Origin of the sequence: Streptosporangium sp. NBC_01639, from assembly GCF_045209755.1 — a bacterium.
Classification (GTDB): domain Bacteria; phylum Actinomycetota; class Actinomycetes; order Streptosporangiales; family Streptosporangiaceae; genus Streptosporangium.
This window is the reverse complement of the sequence record NZ_CP109272.1, coordinates 1,136,733-1,151,428: the sequence shown is the minus strand read 5'-3', so window position 1 is coordinate 1,151,428 and position 14,696 is coordinate 1,136,733. Positions and strand designations below refer to the sequence as shown.

At 72.2% G+C, this 14,696-nt stretch carries 15 protein-coding genes; 11 read left to right on the top strand and 4 right to left on the bottom strand.

What is annotated here, in order from left to right; genetic code table 11:
* Positions 1-6: 6 nt before the first annotated feature.
* A complete protein-coding gene (locus tag OHA77_RS05170; protein ID WP_406316498.1) occupies positions 7-741 on the bottom strand; it encodes an IclR family transcriptional regulator in 735 nt (244 codons plus the stop codon).
* A 103-nt stretch (positions 742-844) separates the two neighbouring features.
* On the opposite strand from OHA77_RS05170, the gene OHA77_RS05165 reads away from it, so the two are divergent.
* The 8 genes from OHA77_RS05165 (at position 845) to pcaC (ending at position 7,999) form a co-directional block, all read left to right on the top strand.
* Complete coding sequence (locus tag OHA77_RS05165) at positions 845-1,999, top strand: 4-hydroxybenzoate 3-monooxygenase (RefSeq protein WP_406316496.1); 1,155 nt, start codon at positions 845-847, stop codon at positions 1,997-1,999.
* Positions 1,999-2,763, top strand: coding sequence for a CoA transferase subunit A (locus OHA77_RS05160; protein ID WP_326821796.1), 765 nt, complete (start codon positions 1,999-2,001; stop codon positions 2,761-2,763). Before OHA77_RS05165 ends, OHA77_RS05160 begins: the two co-directional genes overlap by 1 nt.
* Entirely contained in the window at positions 2,763-3,389 is a 627-nt protein-coding gene (locus OHA77_RS05155) for a 3-oxoacid CoA-transferase subunit B (RefSeq protein WP_406316494.1), read from the top strand. The genes OHA77_RS05160 and OHA77_RS05155 overlap by 1 nt, the downstream gene beginning before the upstream one ends.
* Positions 3,386-4,570, top strand: a complete 1,185-nt coding sequence (locus OHA77_RS05150) for a thiolase family protein (protein WP_406316492.1) — start codon at positions 3,386-3,388, stop codon at positions 4,568-4,570. The genes OHA77_RS05155 and OHA77_RS05150 overlap by 4 nt, the downstream gene beginning before the upstream one ends.
* A complete protein-coding gene (pcaH, locus tag OHA77_RS05145; protein ID WP_406316491.1) occupies positions 4,567-5,235 on the top strand; it encodes a protocatechuate 3,4-dioxygenase subunit beta in 669 nt (222 codons plus the stop codon). Before OHA77_RS05150 ends, pcaH begins: the two co-directional genes overlap by 4 nt.
* Positions 5,232-5,717, top strand: coding sequence for a protocatechuate 3,4-dioxygenase subunit alpha (locus OHA77_RS05140; protein ID WP_406316489.1), 486 nt, complete (start codon positions 5,232-5,234; stop codon positions 5,715-5,717). Before pcaH ends, OHA77_RS05140 begins: the two co-directional genes overlap by 4 nt.
* Complete coding sequence (locus OHA77_RS05135; RefSeq protein ID WP_406316487.1) at positions 5,707-6,846, top strand: lyase family protein; 1,140 nt, start codon at positions 5,707-5,709, stop codon at positions 6,844-6,846. Before OHA77_RS05140 ends, OHA77_RS05135 begins: the two co-directional genes overlap by 11 nt.
* Before the next feature lie 61 nt (positions 6,847-6,907).
* Positions 6,908-7,999: a 4-carboxymuconolactone decarboxylase gene (gene pcaC / locus OHA77_RS05130; protein WP_406316486.1), complete on the top strand. Its 1,092-nt coding sequence runs from the start codon at positions 6,908-6,910 to the stop codon at positions 7,997-7,999.
* 126 nt (positions 8,000-8,125) lie between these two features.
* On the opposite strand, the gene OHA77_RS05125 is transcribed toward pcaC, so the two are convergent.
* Both OHA77_RS05125 and OHA77_RS05120 read right to left on the bottom strand, forming a co-directional pair.
* Positions 8,126-9,802, bottom strand: a complete 1,677-nt coding sequence (locus OHA77_RS05125; protein WP_406316485.1) for an MFS transporter — start codon at positions 9,800-9,802, stop codon at positions 8,126-8,128.
* Positions 9,803-9,904: 102 nt separating this feature from the next.
* Complete coding sequence (locus OHA77_RS05120) at positions 9,905-11,053, bottom strand: polysaccharide pyruvyl transferase family protein (RefSeq protein WP_326821804.1); 1,149 nt, start codon at positions 11,051-11,053, stop codon at positions 9,905-9,907.
* A gap of 233 nt (positions 11,054-11,286) precedes the next feature.
* Here OHA77_RS05120 and OHA77_RS05115 point away from each other — a divergent pair, with 233 nt between their 5' ends.
* The 3 genes from OHA77_RS05115 to OHA77_RS05105 all read left to right on the top strand — a co-directional run bounded on the left by OHA77_RS05115 (position 11,287) and on the right by OHA77_RS05105 (position 13,624).
* On the top strand, positions 11,287-12,168 hold the full coding sequence (locus OHA77_RS05115; RefSeq protein WP_406316483.1) for a Ppx/GppA family phosphatase: 882 nt from the start codon (positions 11,287-11,289) through the stop codon (positions 12,166-12,168).
* 37 nt (positions 12,169-12,205) lie between these two features.
* Positions 12,206-13,018 (top strand): DUF1206 domain-containing protein, encoded by an 813-nt coding sequence (locus OHA77_RS05110; protein WP_406316481.1) that lies wholly within the window; start codon positions 12,206-12,208, stop codon positions 13,016-13,018.
* A gap of 165 nt (positions 13,019-13,183) precedes the next feature.
* Positions 13,184-13,624 carry an ATP-binding protein gene (locus OHA77_RS05105; RefSeq protein ID WP_326821807.1) on the top strand — a complete coding sequence of 147 codons (441 nt, stop codon included), beginning with the start codon at positions 13,184-13,186 and terminating at the stop codon, positions 13,622-13,624.
* Positions 13,625-13,668: 44 nt separating this feature from the next.
* Here OHA77_RS05105 and OHA77_RS05100 read toward each other — a convergent pair whose 3' ends face one another.
* Positions 13,669-14,646 carry a LuxR C-terminal-related transcriptional regulator gene (locus OHA77_RS05100; RefSeq protein WP_406316479.1) on the bottom strand — a complete coding sequence of 326 codons (978 nt, stop codon included), beginning with the start codon at positions 14,644-14,646 and terminating at the stop codon, positions 13,669-13,671.
* Between the last annotated feature and the right edge of the window lie 50 nt (positions 14,647-14,696).

Below are 14,696 nucleotides of genomic sequence, written 5' to 3'. Positions count from 1 at the left end.
AGCAGGTCAACGGCGGTCGGCGTGGGACCGGGCGTAAGAGCGGGTGATCTGCCCGGCGACCGCGCGCACCGGATCGATCAGACGCTGCAGGTCCCGGGCCCGCCGCGAGGAGACCACGATGCCGACGGCGGCGACCGCCCTGCCCTCCAGGAGGATCGGCGCCGCCACCGAGCAGGAGCCGAGCGTCATCTCCTCGGACGTGAGGGCGTAGCCCTGCGCGCGGACGGCCGCGAGTTCGCGCGACAGCCGTCCCGGCTCGGTGATCGTGTGCGGGGTGGGCCGCTCCAGGCTCCGTGCCAGGTAGGCGTTGACGAACCACTCCTGCTCGTGGGCCAGGAGCACCTTGCCCACCCCGGTCGGGTGCATGGGCAGGCGTCCGCCGGCCCGGGAGACGATCGGCACGGCGTGCCGGCCGTACACCTTGTCCACGTAGAGGACCTCCAGGCCGTCGCGGACGGCCAGGTGCACGTTCTCGCCCGTGCTGCCGAACAGCTCCTGCAGCCAGGGGTGCGCCACGTCCTGGAGCAGGCTGGGGGCAAGCTGGCCGAGCTCCCACAGCCGCAGGCCGATGCGGAAGCGGCCGTCGGCGGCGCGGCTGAGCGCCTGCCCGGACTCCAGTTCGCCGACGAGCCGGTGGACGGTGCTCAGGGGCAGGCCGCTGCGGCGGGCGATGTCGCTCAGGCTGAGCCGGGGGTGGTCGGCGTCGAAGGCGCCGAGGACGGCCAGTACGCGGGAGGTCACCGACCGTCCCCGTTCGCGTGCGCCGCCGGACATCTCAGACTCTCTTCCACTGGGTGGAAGCAAAGGCTATCGGTGGCGGGTCCGGGCGCAGCATCCTCGGCGTATGCGAACTCAGGTCGGGATCATCGGGGCCGGACCCGCGGGCCTGCTGCTCTCCCATCTGCTCCGGCTGCGCGGCATCGAGTCGGTGGTGCTGGAGCGCCGCAGTCGCGCGTACGTGGAGCAGCGGGTGCGGGCGGGCGTCCTGGAACAGGCCACGGTCGACACCCTCGTCGACGCGGGCGTGGGCGAACGGCTGCTGCGCGAGGGGCTGCCGCACGGGGGGATCGAGCTGCGGTACGGCGGGGCGGGCCACCGGATCGACTTCGAAGAGCTCGTCCCCGGCCGTTCCATCACGGTCTACGGCCAGCAGGAGGTGGTCAAGGATCTGATCGCGGCCAGGCTCGCGGACGGCGGTGACATCCGCTTCGAGGTGGACGACGTGGCCGTGCACTCCCTGTCGGCCGAGCCGTACGTCACCTTCGGCGGCGAGCGGCTCGACTGCGACGTGATCGCCGGGTGCGACGGCTTCCACGGCGTCTGCCGGCCGTCGATCCCCGCCGGGGTGCTGACCGAGTTCGAGCGCGACTACCCCTTCGCGTGGCTGGGCGTGCTGGCCCGGGTGAAACCCTCGGCCGAGGAGCTGGTCTACGCCAGGAGCGAGCGGGGCTTCGCGCTGCACAGCATGCGCTCGCCCGAGGTCAGCCGCTTCTACCTGCAAGTGGCCGCCGGCGAGGACCTCGACGCATGGCCGGACGAGCGGATCTGGGCCGAGCTGAGGGCCCGGCTGGAGACCGTGCCCGACTTCACCCTCGCCACGGGGCAGATCATCGAGAAGGGAGTGACGTCCATGCGTTCCTACGTCGCCGAACCCATGCAGTACGGCAGGCTCTACCTGGCCGGGGACGCCGCGCACATCGTGCCGCCCACCGGCGCCAAGGGGCTCAACCTCGCCGTCGCTGACGTGCGGGTGCTGACCGAGGCGCTGGCCGGCTTCTACGCCGACGGATCGACCGAACTGCTCGACGGCTACTCGCGGGACTGCCTGAAACGGGTGTGGCGGGCTCAGCACTTCTCCTGGTGGATGACGACGCTGCTGCACACCTTCGACTCCGATGACGCCTACGGGCGACGGCTGCAGACCTCCTACCTCGACTACGTCACCTCCTCCGCCGCCGCGGCGACGACGCTGGCGGAGAACTACGTGGGGATGGCGTGATGGACAAGAGAGTGGGGAGCGCGGCCGAGGCCGTGGCCGGGATCGGTGACGGGGCCTCGCTGGCCGTGGGCGGGTTCGGGCTGTCCGGGGTGCCGGCCGTCCTCGTCAGGGCGCTTCTGGAGCAGGGCACGGCCGGGCTGCGGGTGGTCTCCAACAACTGCGGGCTGGACGGGCACGGGCTCGGCGAGCTGCTCGCGGCGGGGCGGATCGCCCGGGTGACCGGTTCGTATGTGGGAGGGAACAGGGAGTTCGCCCGGCAGTACCTGGCGGGGGAACTGGAGGTGGAGCTGACCCCGCAGGGAACGCTCGCGGAGCGGTTGCGGGCGGGCGGTTGCGGGATCCCGGCCTTCTACACGCGGGCCGGCGTCGGCACGCCGGTGGCCGAGGGCGGCCTGCCGTGGCGCTATCACCCGGACGGGAGCGTGGCGCTGGCCTCGCCGCCGAAGGAGGTGCGCTCCTTCGGCGGGGTGCCGCATGTGCTGGAGGAGGCGATCGTGACCGACTTCGCAGTGGTCCGGGCACTTAAAGGCGATATTTACGGAAATCTCGTCTTCTCTAAGTCGGCAAGAAATTTCAACCCCCTTGCCGCGATGGCTGGAAAGGTGACGATCGCCGAGGTCGAGGAGTTGTGCGAGCTGGATCCGGAGGAGGTGCACCTGCCGGGCGTGTTCGTTCAGCGGGTGCTCGCGCTCACCCCGGAACAGGCCGCCGACAAACCCATCGAGAAGCGGACGACCTCCACGCCGGGAACGGAGCGCGGCTGATGGCCTGGACCAGGGAGCAGATGGCGGCCAGGGCGGCGGCGGAGTTCGCCGACGGCGACTACGTCAACCTCGGCATCGGCCTGCCCACCCTCATCCCGGGCCACCTGCCCGACGGCGTCCACGTAGTGATCCACTCGGAGAACGGCGTCCTGGGCGTCGGCCCCTATCCGGAGGAGAGCGGGGTCGACCCGGATCTGATCAACGCGGGCAAGGAGACGGTCACCGTGCTCGCCGGGGCCTCCTATTTCGACTCCGCACTGTCGTTCGGCATGATCCGCGGCGGCCACATCGACGTCGCCGTGCTCGGCGCCATGCAGGTCTCCGCGACCGGCGACCTCGCCAACTGGGCGATCCCCGGTAAGATGATCAAGGGCATGGGCGGCGCGATGGACCTCGTGCACGGCGCCGGGCGAGTGATCGTCCTCATGGAGCACACCGCCAGGGACGGCTCCGCGAAGATCGTCACGGAGTGCACGCTGCCGCTGACCGGACAGGCGTGCGTCAACCGGATCGTCACGGACCTCGCCGTCGTCGACGTCGTCCCCGGGGGCCTGCGCCTGGTGGAGACCGCGCCGGGCGTGACCCCCGCCGAGGTCCGCGAGAAGACAGGAGCCGAGCTGTGGTGAGAGACGTCTACATCGCGGACGCGGTCCGCACCCCCATCGGAAGGTACGGCGGGGCGCTCGCGGGTGTCCGGCCGGACGACCTGGCCGCCGCCGCCATCGGCGCGCTGCTGGAGCGCGCCCCCGGTCTCGACCGCGAACGGATCGACGACGTGGTGCTCGGCGCGGCCAACGGCGCGGGCGAGGACAACCGGAACGTGGGCCGGATGGCCGCCCTGCTGGCCGGGCTCCCGGTCTCGGTGCCGGGCGCGACGGTCAACCGGCTGTGCGCCTCCGGCCTGGAGGCGGTGATCCAGGCCGCCCGCGCGGTCGCGGTGGGCGACGCCTCGGTGGTGGTCGCGGGCGGGGTCGAGTCGATGAGCCGGGCCCCGTGGGTGCTGCCCAAGCCCGAGAGCGGCTTCCCCCGCGGGCACGAGCAGCTCTACTCCACCACCCTCGGCTGGCGCATGGTCAACCCGCGCATGCCGCAGGAGTGGACGGTCTCCCTCGGCGCGGCGACCGAGATGCTCGCCGCACGGTACGGGATAGACCGTGCGGCCCAGGACGCCTTCGCCGCCCGCAGCCACCGGCGTGCCGCGGCGGCCTGGGAGGAGGGCCTCTTCGCGGCCGAGGTGACATCCGTCTCCGGCGCCGGCCCGCTGAGCAGGGACGAGTCCGTCAGGGACGACACCTCGCCGGAGAAACTGGCCGGGCTCAAGCCCGCCTTCGCCGCCGACGGCACCATCACCGCCGGCAACTCCTCCCCACTCAACGACGGCGCCGCCGCCCTCCTGATCACCGACGCCGACGGCCTCGCCGAGCACGGCCTGCGCCCGCTGGCCCGCGTCGTGTCCACCGGCGCGGCGGGCGTCGGCCCGGCCGACTTCGGCATCGGCCCGGTCCCCGCCGTGGCCAAGGCCCTGGCCCGCGCCGGGATGGGCGTGGCCGACCTCGAGGTGATGGAGCTGAACGAGGCCTTCGCCGCGCAGGTGCTCTCCTGCCTGTCGGCCTGGCCCGACCTCGACCCCGACCGGGTCAACCCGCAGGGCGGCGCCATCGCGCTCGGCCATCCCCTCGGTTGCTCCGGCGCCCGGCTGGCGGGGACGCTCGCTCACCAGCTCTCCCGCCGGGGCGGTTTCGGGGCGGCCGCCCTCTGCATCGGCGTCGGACAGGGACTCGCCCTCGTCCTGGAAGGAAACGCATGAGCCATCCCCCCTATCTGAGCCCCGGCTACCGCAGCACGGTCCTGCGGGCGCCCTCGCAGCCGCCGGTCCGGATGAAGACCGACCCGGACGCGATCGAGCTGACCAGCCCGGTCTTCGGCCATGAGGAGGTCGGCCTGGTCGACACCGATCTCACCCGCCAGCACCGGGGCGAGCCGCTCGGTGAACGGATCATCGTCACCGGCCGCGTCCTCGACCGCACCGGCCGGCCGGTCCGCGGCACGTTGCTGGAGCTCTGGCAGGCCAACGCCGCCGGGCGCTACGCGCACGACCTCGACCAGCACCCCGCGCCGCTCGACCCGAACTTCACCGGCGCCGGGCGCTGCCTGACCGACGACGAGGGCGGCTACCGGTTCGTGACGATCAAGCCGGGCGCCTACCCGTGGCGCAACCACCACAACGCCTGGCGGCCCGCCCATCTGCACTTCTCGGTGTTCGGCAGCGCGTTCACCCAGCGGCTGGTCACCCAGATGTACTTCCCCGGCGATCCGCTCTTCCCCTTCGACCCGATCCTTCAGTCGATCACCGCCCCGGAGGACCGGGACCTGCTGGTGGCCCGGTTCGACCTCGACGTCACCGAGCCCGAATGGGCGCTGGGCTACCGGTTCGACATCGTGCTCGGCAGCACCCCGATGGAGGACTCATGACACCGTCACAGACCGTGGGACCGTTCTTCAGCCACGCTCTGCCGTACGCGAAGGACTGGGAGATGGCGCCCGAGGGGCACCCCGGCGCGGTCACCGTCATCGGCCGGGTGCTGGACGGCGCGGGCGAGCCGGTGCCGGACGCGGTGCTGGAGCTGTGGCTCGGCGAGAGCGGATCGCGCGGGGCGTTCGACCGCAGAGGGCCGGGCGCGTCGGGGTTCGGCCGCTGCGCGACCGCACCCGACGGCTCCTTCCTCTTCCGTACGGCCAGGCCCGCAGGCCCCTACCTCGCGGTGCAGGTCTTCGCCCGGGGGCTGCTGCGGTCGGTGGCGACGCGGATCTACCTGGAGGACGTGCCCGACCCGCTGCTCGACAGCCTGGAGCCCGCGCGCCGCGCGACGCTGGTCGCCCGGCGCGGGGAGGATGGTTACCTGTTCGACGTGCGGCTCCAGGGAGAAGGGGAGACGGTTTTCCTTGAGTTCTGACACCGGACTGCTCGCGCCGGTCTGGGCGGGCACCCGGGCGGCGGCGGCCACCTGCGACGAGTCGTGGCTGCACGCGATGCTGGCGGCGGAGATCGCCCTGGCCGCGGCGCAGGAGAGACTCGGCACCGTCCCCGACGGCACGGTCGCGCTGATCGCCGCCGCCCGGCCTGACGTCGCCGACCTCGCCCGCCGGGCCAGGCAGGCGGCCAACCCGGTCGTGCCGCTGGTCGAGGACCTGCGGCGGGTCACCGAGCACGCCCACCACGGGGCCACCAGCCAGGACATCCTCGACAGCGCCGCCATGCTGGTGGCGCGGCGCGTGGTCGACCTGGTCCTGGCCGACCTGGACGCGGTGACGGGACTGCTGGCGGACCTGGCCCGCACGCACCGGGACACCTTGATGGCCGCCCGGACGCTGGGTCAGCAGGCCGTGGCGACCACCTTCGGGCTGAAGGCGGCGGGCTGGCTGGCCGGGGTGCTGCACGCGCGTGACCGGCTCCGCGCCCTCGACCTGCCCGCCCAGCTGGGCGGCGCGGTGGGCACGCTGGCCGCTCTCGGCGGCACCGCGGCGATCACGGGTTCCGCGCCCGGCGGGGCCGGCCACGGTTCGCTGGTCGAGCTCTACGCGGCGGAGCTGGGACTGGCCGCGCCATCGGTGCCGTGGCACGCGGACCGCTCCGTCGTCACCGAGCTGGCAGCCGCGCTGGCCGGTACGGCGGGCGCCCTCGGGAAGATCGCCACCGATGTGATCCTGCTGGCCCAGACCGAGGTCGGCGAGGTCGCCGAGTCGTCGGGCGGCCGGTCGTCGGCGATGCCGCACAAGCGCAACCCGGCCCTGTCCATCCTCATCCGCTCGGCCGCCCTCCAGGTCCCGGCGTTCGCGCAGGTGCCGGCCATGGCCCAGCTCGGCGAGCACGAGCGGGCGGCGGGCGCGTGGCAGGCCGAGTGGCAGCCGCTCCGCGAGTGCCTGCGGCTGACCGGCGGCGCCGCCGAGACCGCGGTCGAACTCCTCTCCGGGCTGCGGATCGTCCCCGACCGGATGAGGGCGAACGCCGAGCTCGGCCTGCCCCGGCCCATCGACGTGGGAGCCGCCTCGGCCCTCATCGACCGGGTCCTGGAGCGCCGGTGAGGCCCGTGCCACCACGTCCCCGGCCGCCCGCGCGCGGTCCCCACCGCATCCTGGAGCGACAGTGCAGCTGAGTCACCGCCTCGACGGGCCCGCAGGGGCGCCGTTGCTGGTCCTCGGGCCCTCGTTGGGCACCTCCCTGGGGGTGTGGGATCCGCAGCTGGAGGCGCTGACCGCCGCCTGGCGGGTGCTCCGCTACGACCTGCCCGGCCACGGCGGGTCCGCCCCGGCGTCGGAGGTCACCGTCGAGGGACTGGCGCGGGCCGTACTGGACCTGGTGGACGAGCCGCGGTTCGCGGTCGGCGGGATCTCGCTGGGCGGCGCGGTCGCGGCCACGATCGCCGCGGGCTCACCGGAGCGGATCACCCACCTGGTGCTGTGCTGCTCCTCGGCCAGGTTCGGCGACCCGGGCCCGTGGCTGGAGCGGGCCGCCGCGGTCCGGGAAGGAGGGCTGGAGCCGCTGGTGGACACCCTGGTCGGCCGCTGGTTCACGCCGGGGTTCGACGCCGCCCCGATCGCCGCGATGGTGCGCGGGACGGATCCCGGATCCTACGCCGCCTGCTGTGAGGCCCTCGCCGCCTACGACCTGACGGAGCGGCTGGCCGGGATCACCGCGCCCACCCTCGTGGTGGCGGGGGCCGACGACCCGGCCACCCCCGTCGAACACGCCCTCACCCTGGCGCGGGGCATCACGGGCGCACTGCTGTCGATCGTCCCGGAGGCCGCCCATCTGGCCAACGTGCAGAGGCCCTCGACGGTGAGCGCCGCCCTGGTCGGGCATCTGGGCGGCGATCGGGCGGCGGGCATGCGGACCCGGCGCGAGGTGCTCGGAGACGGCCACGTCGACCGGGCGACGGCCGGGACCACCGACCTCACCCGCGACTTCCAGGACCTGATCACCCGCTACGCCTGGCACGAGATCTGGAACCGGCCCGGTCTGGACCGGCGCACGCGCAGCTGCGTCACGTTGACGGCCCTGGTGGCGCAGGGGCATCTGGACGAGCTGGCGATGCACGTGCGCGCCGCCCTGCGTAACGGGCTCACCCCGGAGGAGATCCAGGAGGTGCTGCTGCAATGCGCGATCTACTGCGGGGTGCCCGCCGCCAACGCCGCCTTCGCCGTGGCCCAGCGGGTGCTCGCCGAGCCGGTGTCCTGAGGATCTCCCCAGGTCGCGCCCGCCGAACGTGCCGTGCCGTGCCGTGCCGAGGCCCGGCCCGGCCCGGCCCGGCCCGGATCGGAGGATGCCGACCACCGGCCGCCGGGCTCTGTCCCGCGCCCGGTGTCAGCGGGGGCGTAGCAGCGACACGAACGTCTTGAACTTCGGATCCTTCCCCTCGGCGTCGGGGTCGGCCGCGTATGCCCAGAGCAGATGGCGCACATAGGGGAAGGTGCCTTCCATCACGAGGCGTAGCGCCTGCAGGTCGAACTCCTGCTCCATGGCCGTGCCCCGCTCGACGTGCTGGCGTAGATGCTCGTGCGCCGTCTGGACGGTGAACGTCTCAAGGTAGAGGGTGGGCTCCTCCATGTCCTGGAAGATGCCCCACATCGTCGCTCCGGTGCGCCGCCGGGCCCGGCCGATCTTCCGCATCACCTCCAGGAACTCCTCGGCGTTCTCCGGGACGACACGCCACTCGACCACGACCAGCACCGGCCCCCTGCCGTGCTTCAGGTCCTCGGGCGGCTCGGGATAGTGGCGCACCGAACGCATGTCGAGGGGGGCGTCCGGCAGCGGCACGCGGAGCACGCCGATCGGCGTGCTCAGGATGAGCACGGCGGCCGGGATCAGGAAGGCCGCCCGCAGGGCGAGTCCGTCCGCGACCAGTCCCCACGCCAGCGCTCCCACCGCCTGGCCGCCCATGAACACCAGCTGGTAGTAGGCCAGCGACCGCGCGCGCGTCCATGCCGGCAGCAGCAGCTGGGCCGAGGCGCCCAGCGTCGACAGGACCGCGATCCAGGCCATGCCCGCGACCACCAGGGCGGCGAGGATGGCGGGCAGGGACCCCACGGTGCCGATGATGATCATGGTTAGCGCGTAGCCGATCGTCGAGACGGCGACGATCGCGTTCGGTCCCCAGCGCGCGCGGATCACCGGGAGCACGAACGTGCCCATGACGGCGCCGGAGCCCACGGCCGTCAGCAGCAGACCGTACCCGCCCGCGCTGAGACCGAGGGGGCCGCGGGCGAGGGCGGGCAGGAGAGCCCAGGTCGCGCTGGCGGAGAAGGCGAACACCATCGAGCACAGCAGGACCGTGGCGAACTCCGGGGCGCTGCGGACGTAGCGCGCACCCGCGCGGATCGCGTCGACGATGTGCTCCGCGCCCAGGGGGCGGTGGTCGGGGGGCCGTTTCCAGATGAAAAGCACCACTATGACGCCGAAGAAGGACAGCGCGTTGAAGGCGAATGTCGCCTCCGGTCCCACGGCGGCGATGAGCACACCCCCGAGTGCGGGGCCGACGGCCCGTGCCACGTTGCCGTTGGCTCCGTTGAGCAGCGCGGCCTGCGGGATCTCGTCCCGGCTGACGAGCTCCGGCTGGATGGCCTGGAAGGTGGGTATGGCGAGAGCCTGCCCGACGGCCATCAGGCCGATCAGCATGAGCAGGAGCGCCGGTGTCGTGGCGTTGGCGGCGGTCAGCGCGGCGAGACCGGCCGCGCCGACGAATGTGATCGCCTGACTGGTCAGCAGCAGGCGGCGCCGGTCGAGGATGTCACCGAGAGCCCCGGCGGGGATGACGAGCAGGAAGACCGGCAGCGTGGTGGCGGTCTGCACGAGGGCGATGGCCAGCGTGCCACCACCCAGGTCGCCCATGAGCCACTGCGCGCCGACGGTCTGCATCCAGGTGCCCGTGTTGGCCACGAGCTGTGCGATCCACAGCGCGCGGAACAGGGGGCGGCGCAGGGGAGCCCACGCCGTCTTCGACGGCGGCGCGCTTTCCGACTGCCCTGGTGACGGCTGGCTCATCGCTGATCCCGGTTTTCTCGGTCAAAGAGCGGGCGGGTGTTCTGCTCCCGACTCCTCCCATGGTCCGTCCGGTACGGTCCGGCCGCGGCGGATGGGCGCCGCCTACCCGACCTGGTCCCAGGCGGGTGCGCGCGGTGAGATGAGGTCGAGCTGTGACAGGAGGTGTTCCGCCGTGACGGCGGCGCGGGCGCGCAGGGGCGGGGTGCGGGCGTTGATCCGCTCGGTGTGCGCGGGCCGTTCGTCCCAGACCCGGTCGACCTCCGCCAGCAGCGGGCCGGCGGCCTCCCTGACCACCCCGCGCAGGGCCGGTGCCCCCAGTTGCTGGGCGAGGTCGAAGACCTTCCCGGCGTAGGGCAGCGGCAGCAGTGGCACGCCCTGCAGCGCGGCGAAGATCAGGAAGTGCAGCCGCATGCCGACCACCATGTCCAGATGCCGTACCAGGCCGAGGATCTGGCGGGGCCCGTAGGTGCCGTGCAGCACCCGGCAACGGTCGGCGGCGTTCATGTGGGACAGCACCGCGTGCGAGTGCCGGATGTCGTCGCGCTCCATCGGGACGAAGACGACGTAGGCGTCGAGCCGGTGCACGAGGAAGTCCCCGACGTGGGCCAGCAGCTCGTGGTAGCCCTGGACGTCCAGGTGCTCGGCGGCACGCCCGGGTTCGCGCACACTCATGCCGACCAGCCGCACGCCCGCCGGCACGCCTTCGGCGCGCAACAGCTCCGGGCCGAACTCCTCGGGGTCGAGCAGGAACGCCGGATCGGCGGTGACGATGATCGGGCTGCGCACCCCCGCCTCCTCCAGCACCAGCCGGGACTCCTCGTCGCGTACGGTGACCGTGGTGGAGGGGGTGAGCGTCTCCCGTGCCAGCATGCAGTCCATGCGGTCGGTGAGCGGCCCGACGCCCAGCGCGTAGGTGAAGACCGGCACGTTCTGCTCCTGCGCGATCCGGGCCAGCCGCAGGTATCTGCGGGCCTCGGTGTCGTAGAGGATGCCGCCTCCGCCGAGGACCAGCATGTCCAGACGGCCCACGATCTGCGAGACCGGCTCACGGCTGACCGCCTCCCAGCCGACCGCCTCGACGCCCTCGTAGTGGGTGCGGGTGTGCTCCGGCGCACGGGAGAACACCACGGTCGAGACATCCGGGCGTCCCTGCCGGATACTGGTCAGGATGCTGGTGAGAATGGCCTCGTCTCCCACGTTGCGGCCGCCGTACGAGCCGAGAAGTCCGATGGTCGGTCCATGGTGTCGCACCGTCTCCACCTCCTTTCTTTTTGTCGCCTTTTCACCTCTTTGTCGTTTTTGTGGTTTTTGTACCCATAAGGGAGATGGCCTACGCCCGCCGGCCCGGCCACGCCGTCGGCGTCCATCCCCAAGCCCGTAGGCATAGGGCGGACGGTGACCGATGAGTCAAGGAACAGTAGTAACTTCGACCCATGCGACTGGGCGTTCTTGACATTGGTTCCAATACGGTGCACCTCCTGGTGATGGACGCTCACAGAGGAGCCCGGCCCCTGCCCGCGTACTCCCACAAGGAGGAGCTGAGGCTCTCCGAGCACATGGAGGAGGGCAACCGGCTCTCCGAGCGGGGGGCCACCCGGTTGCGGGAGTTCGTCGAGGAGGCCCAGCGGCTCGCCGAGGACAAGGGCGTCGAGGATTTGATGGCCTTCGCCACCTCGGCCGTCAGGGAGGCCGTCAACGGTGTGGAGGTGCTCGGCCGGATCAGGGCCGGGACCGGGGTGAACATCGAGGTGCTGTCCGGCCAGGACGAGGCGAGACTGACCTTCCTGGCCGTGCGGCGGTGGTTCGGATGGTCGTCGGGACGGCTGCTGGTGCTCGACATCGGCGGGGGATCGCTGGAGATCGCGTCGGGAATCGACGAGCAGCCGGACGTGGCGGTGTCGCTGCCGCTGGGGGCCGGGCGGCTCACCCGCAACTGGTTCACCGCCGACCCGCCCACGGCCGACCAGGCGCGGGCCCTGCGCAAGCACGTACGGGCGGAGATCGCTCGCACGGTGGGCGAGGTGACCCGGTACGGCCGGGCCACCCACGCGGTGGCGACGTCCAAGACCTTCCGGCAGCTCGCGAGGATCGCCGGGGCGGCGCCCTCGCACGAGGGGCCCGAGGTCCGCCGGGTGCTCCGGCACGCCGATCTGGTCGAATGGACGGACCGGCTGGTCAAAATGGGTGCGCGAGAGCGTGCCGGACTGCCCGGGGTGTCGGACGGGCGGGCGCCGCAGTTGCCGGCCGGAGCCATCGTCGCGGACGCCACGATGGACCTGTTCGGCGTGGGGGAGCTGGAGGTGTGCCCGTGGGCGCTGCGTGAGGGCGTCATCCTGCGCCGGCTGGACGCGATGCCGGAGAGCTGAGGTTTGCCGGGCCTTTACCCGGTAAGAGCGCAACAGTATGAACAGCGCTCAGGTGGAAGGCGCCGCACACAGAGCGGCGAACAGTCAGACGTTGGACAGGCTGGCCCGGCTCGGTCTGGCCTGTCGTGGCGTCCTCTACGGGCTGATCGGTTTCCTGGCCCTGCAGATCGCCTTCGGCGGCGGGAGCGGAGGCAAGGAGGCCGACAAGACCGGCGCGGTCGAGATGGTGGCCGAGCAGCCGTTCGGCACGGTGCTGCTCTGGCTGATGGTCGTCGGTTTCGTCGCGCTGACCCTCTGGCAGATCTCCGAGGCGATCATCGGCCGCGGGCAGACCAAGAAGCGGATCGAGGCGGCGGCGCACGCGGTCGTCTACGGGCTGATCGTGGCGACGCTGCTCAGCCTGCTGCTGAGGGGCGACGCGGGAAGCTCGACCGACAAGAGCTCCAAGGACCTCACCGCGATGGTGATGGACCTGCCCGGCGGGCAGATCATCGTGGGCCTGATCGGGCTCGGCGTGATCGCCCTGGGGGCCTACTGGATCCACAAGGGCTGGAAGAAGAAGTTCCTGGAAGACCTGCGCACCGGGGAGATGTCGCCGCAGGCCCGCCGGCTCGCCGAGAAGCTCGGCATGGCGGGGTACCTCGCCCGCGGTGTGATCGCCGCCGTCGCCGGGGTCTTCGTCATCCAGGCGGCCCTCACCTACGACCCCGACAAGGCCAAGGGCATCGACTCGACGCTGCGCGCGCTGGCCGACACCCCGGCCGGGCCGTGGCTCCTCGGGATCGTCGCCATCGGCCTGCTGCTGTTCGCGGGCTACTGTTTCTTCCAGGCGCGCTGGCACCGGCTGTGACAGATCGCAGCGCGCGGGACGGAAGGGGCGGACACGCAGGTGGCCGCCCCTTCGGCAAGCCTCTCCTGACTATCCGGTAAGTGATCCCATTAGCACTTTTCCGAGACATCTACCTTCTTGAGCCCCGCGTCCTTCCAAGGGCGCGGACAGCATCGGAGGGGCCAGATGGACTCAACGGAGTACGACGGCAGCGAATGGGTTCTCCGCCTGGCGGGCTCTCCCGACCAGGTGGCCCGGGCCCGCAGGCTGGTCACGATGACGCTGGGCCGTGACCATCCCCTCCACGACGACTGCGTGCTGCTGACCAGCGAGATCGCCACGAACGCGGTGCTCCACTCCCGGTCGGGGGACGGCGGGCTGTTCACCGTCACGGTGACCTGCTCGGCGGAGGCCGTCCGGGTCTGCGTTCAGGACGAGGGCTCGTCGAGCGCCCCCTGCGTCTGCCGCGCCTCGGCGGACGCCACCGGGGGCCGGGGACTTCCCCTGCTGGAGGCGCTGGCGCACCGCTGGGGCCTGGTCCGGCAGGCGGGGGCCAACCGGGTCTGGTTCGAGCTCGTGCTGACCCCGGCCACGGTGCCGATGAGCCGGCTGGCCGGTGCCAGATGAGGCCGGGCGCCGCCGGAGAGCGGGGCGCCGACGGCTCAGCGGGCTCAGAGGGGCAGCCGGCACAGGCCTTCGGCGAGGGCTCTGGTGGTGAGCCGGGTCCTGCTCTCGCAGCCGAGCTTGGCGAAGATGTGCTCAAGGTGGGTGGTGACCGTGCGGACGCTCAGCACCAGGGCGGCCGCGATCTGCGGATTGGAGTCGCCGAGCGCGACCCGGGTGATCACCTCGACTTCCCGGCCGGTCAGATCGTACGGCGGGGCGCACGGACGCTCGGCGATCACCGCGCCCTGGATGGCGCCGTGCGGCCCGACTCCGGCGCGTAGCAGCCGCACCTCCCGCCACTGCCCGGTCCCGTCGAGCCAGAGGCCGCGCCGGTTCAACTCGCGGGAGTCGATGAACTCCCTGGCCAGTTCGGCCATGCGCGGTTCGGCGGCGACGGCGGCGGAGGCCGGGGTGCCGGTGACGTCCCGGCGGGTGCCGGACCGGTCGAAGGCCGCCGCGTGGAAACCCGGCGGGGTGCCCACGGAGTCGACCACGCAGCGGCTCAGGTCGGTGACATAAGCCAGGGTGGGGGAGACGGCGCTGATCATCGTGCTGGACTCGGCGGAGAAGGCGCCGGGATCGCGGGAGTTCAGGTGGAGCAGGCCGGTGTAGCGGCCCTCGGTGAGGAAGAGGGGGGTGGTCAGCCCGGCCCGCCAGCCGTACGGCTCCAGATGGCGCCGGAAGTAGCGTTCGGTTCCCGGGACGCCCATGGTCAGCGGCACACGGGAGTCCATCGCCCGGCGGTAGGGGTCGAGCCGGACATACTCCTCGGCGGCGTCGCCGTCCACCCGGGTGTAGCCGTCGGAGACCAGGCTGCGGTGCCGCCCCGTCACCGGGTCGTAGGCGACGAACTCGTAGGCCTCCAGTGCGATGACCTCGCGCAGGGCGCGCATCGCGCCGGGTATGCCGCTACGTCCGGCAACCTGGAACCCCACCTCGGCGAAAGCATGGAGGTGGCGCGGGCTCAGGGTGATCTGGTCCATGGTCTCCTCCGTGCACAGCGTGTCCCAAGGTACCAAAGATAGGGAATACG

Bases quoted from the DNA above. Each gene is read 5' to 3' on its own strand.
- OHA77_RS05165 (WP_406316496.1), top strand. From the start codon at position 845: ATGCGAACTCAGGTCGGGATCATCGGGGCCGGACCCGCGGGCCTGCTG.
- OHA77_RS05160 (WP_326821796.1), top strand. From the start codon at position 1,999: ATGGACAAGAGAGTGGGGAGCGCGGCCGAGGCCGTGGCCGGGATCGGT.
- OHA77_RS05155 (WP_406316494.1), top strand. From the start codon at position 2,763: ATGGCCTGGACCAGGGAGCAGATGGCGGCCAGGGCGGCGGCGGAGTTC.
- pcaH (WP_406316491.1), top strand. From the start codon at position 4,567: ATGAGCCATCCCCCCTATCTGAGCCCCGGCTACCGCAGCACGGTCCTG.
- OHA77_RS05140 (WP_406316489.1), top strand. From the start codon at position 5,232: ATGACACCGTCACAGACCGTGGGACCGTTCTTCAGCCACGCTCTGCCG.
- OHA77_RS05125 (WP_406316485.1), bottom strand. From the start codon at position 9,802: ATGAGCCAGCCGTCACCAGGGCAGTCGGAAAGCGCGCCGCCGTCGAAG.
- OHA77_RS05115 (WP_406316483.1), top strand. From the start codon at position 11,287: ATGGACGCTCACAGAGGAGCCCGGCCCCTGCCCGCGTACTCCCACAAG.
- OHA77_RS05110 (WP_406316481.1), top strand. From the start codon at position 12,206: ATGAACAGCGCTCAGGTGGAAGGCGCCGCACACAGAGCGGCGAACAGT.
- OHA77_RS05105 (WP_326821807.1), top strand. From the start codon at position 13,184: ATGGACTCAACGGAGTACGACGGCAGCGAATGGGTTCTCCGCCTGGCG.
- OHA77_RS05100 (WP_406316479.1), bottom strand. From the start codon at position 14,646: ATGGACCAGATCACCCTGAGCCCGCGCCACCTCCATGCTTTCGCCGAG.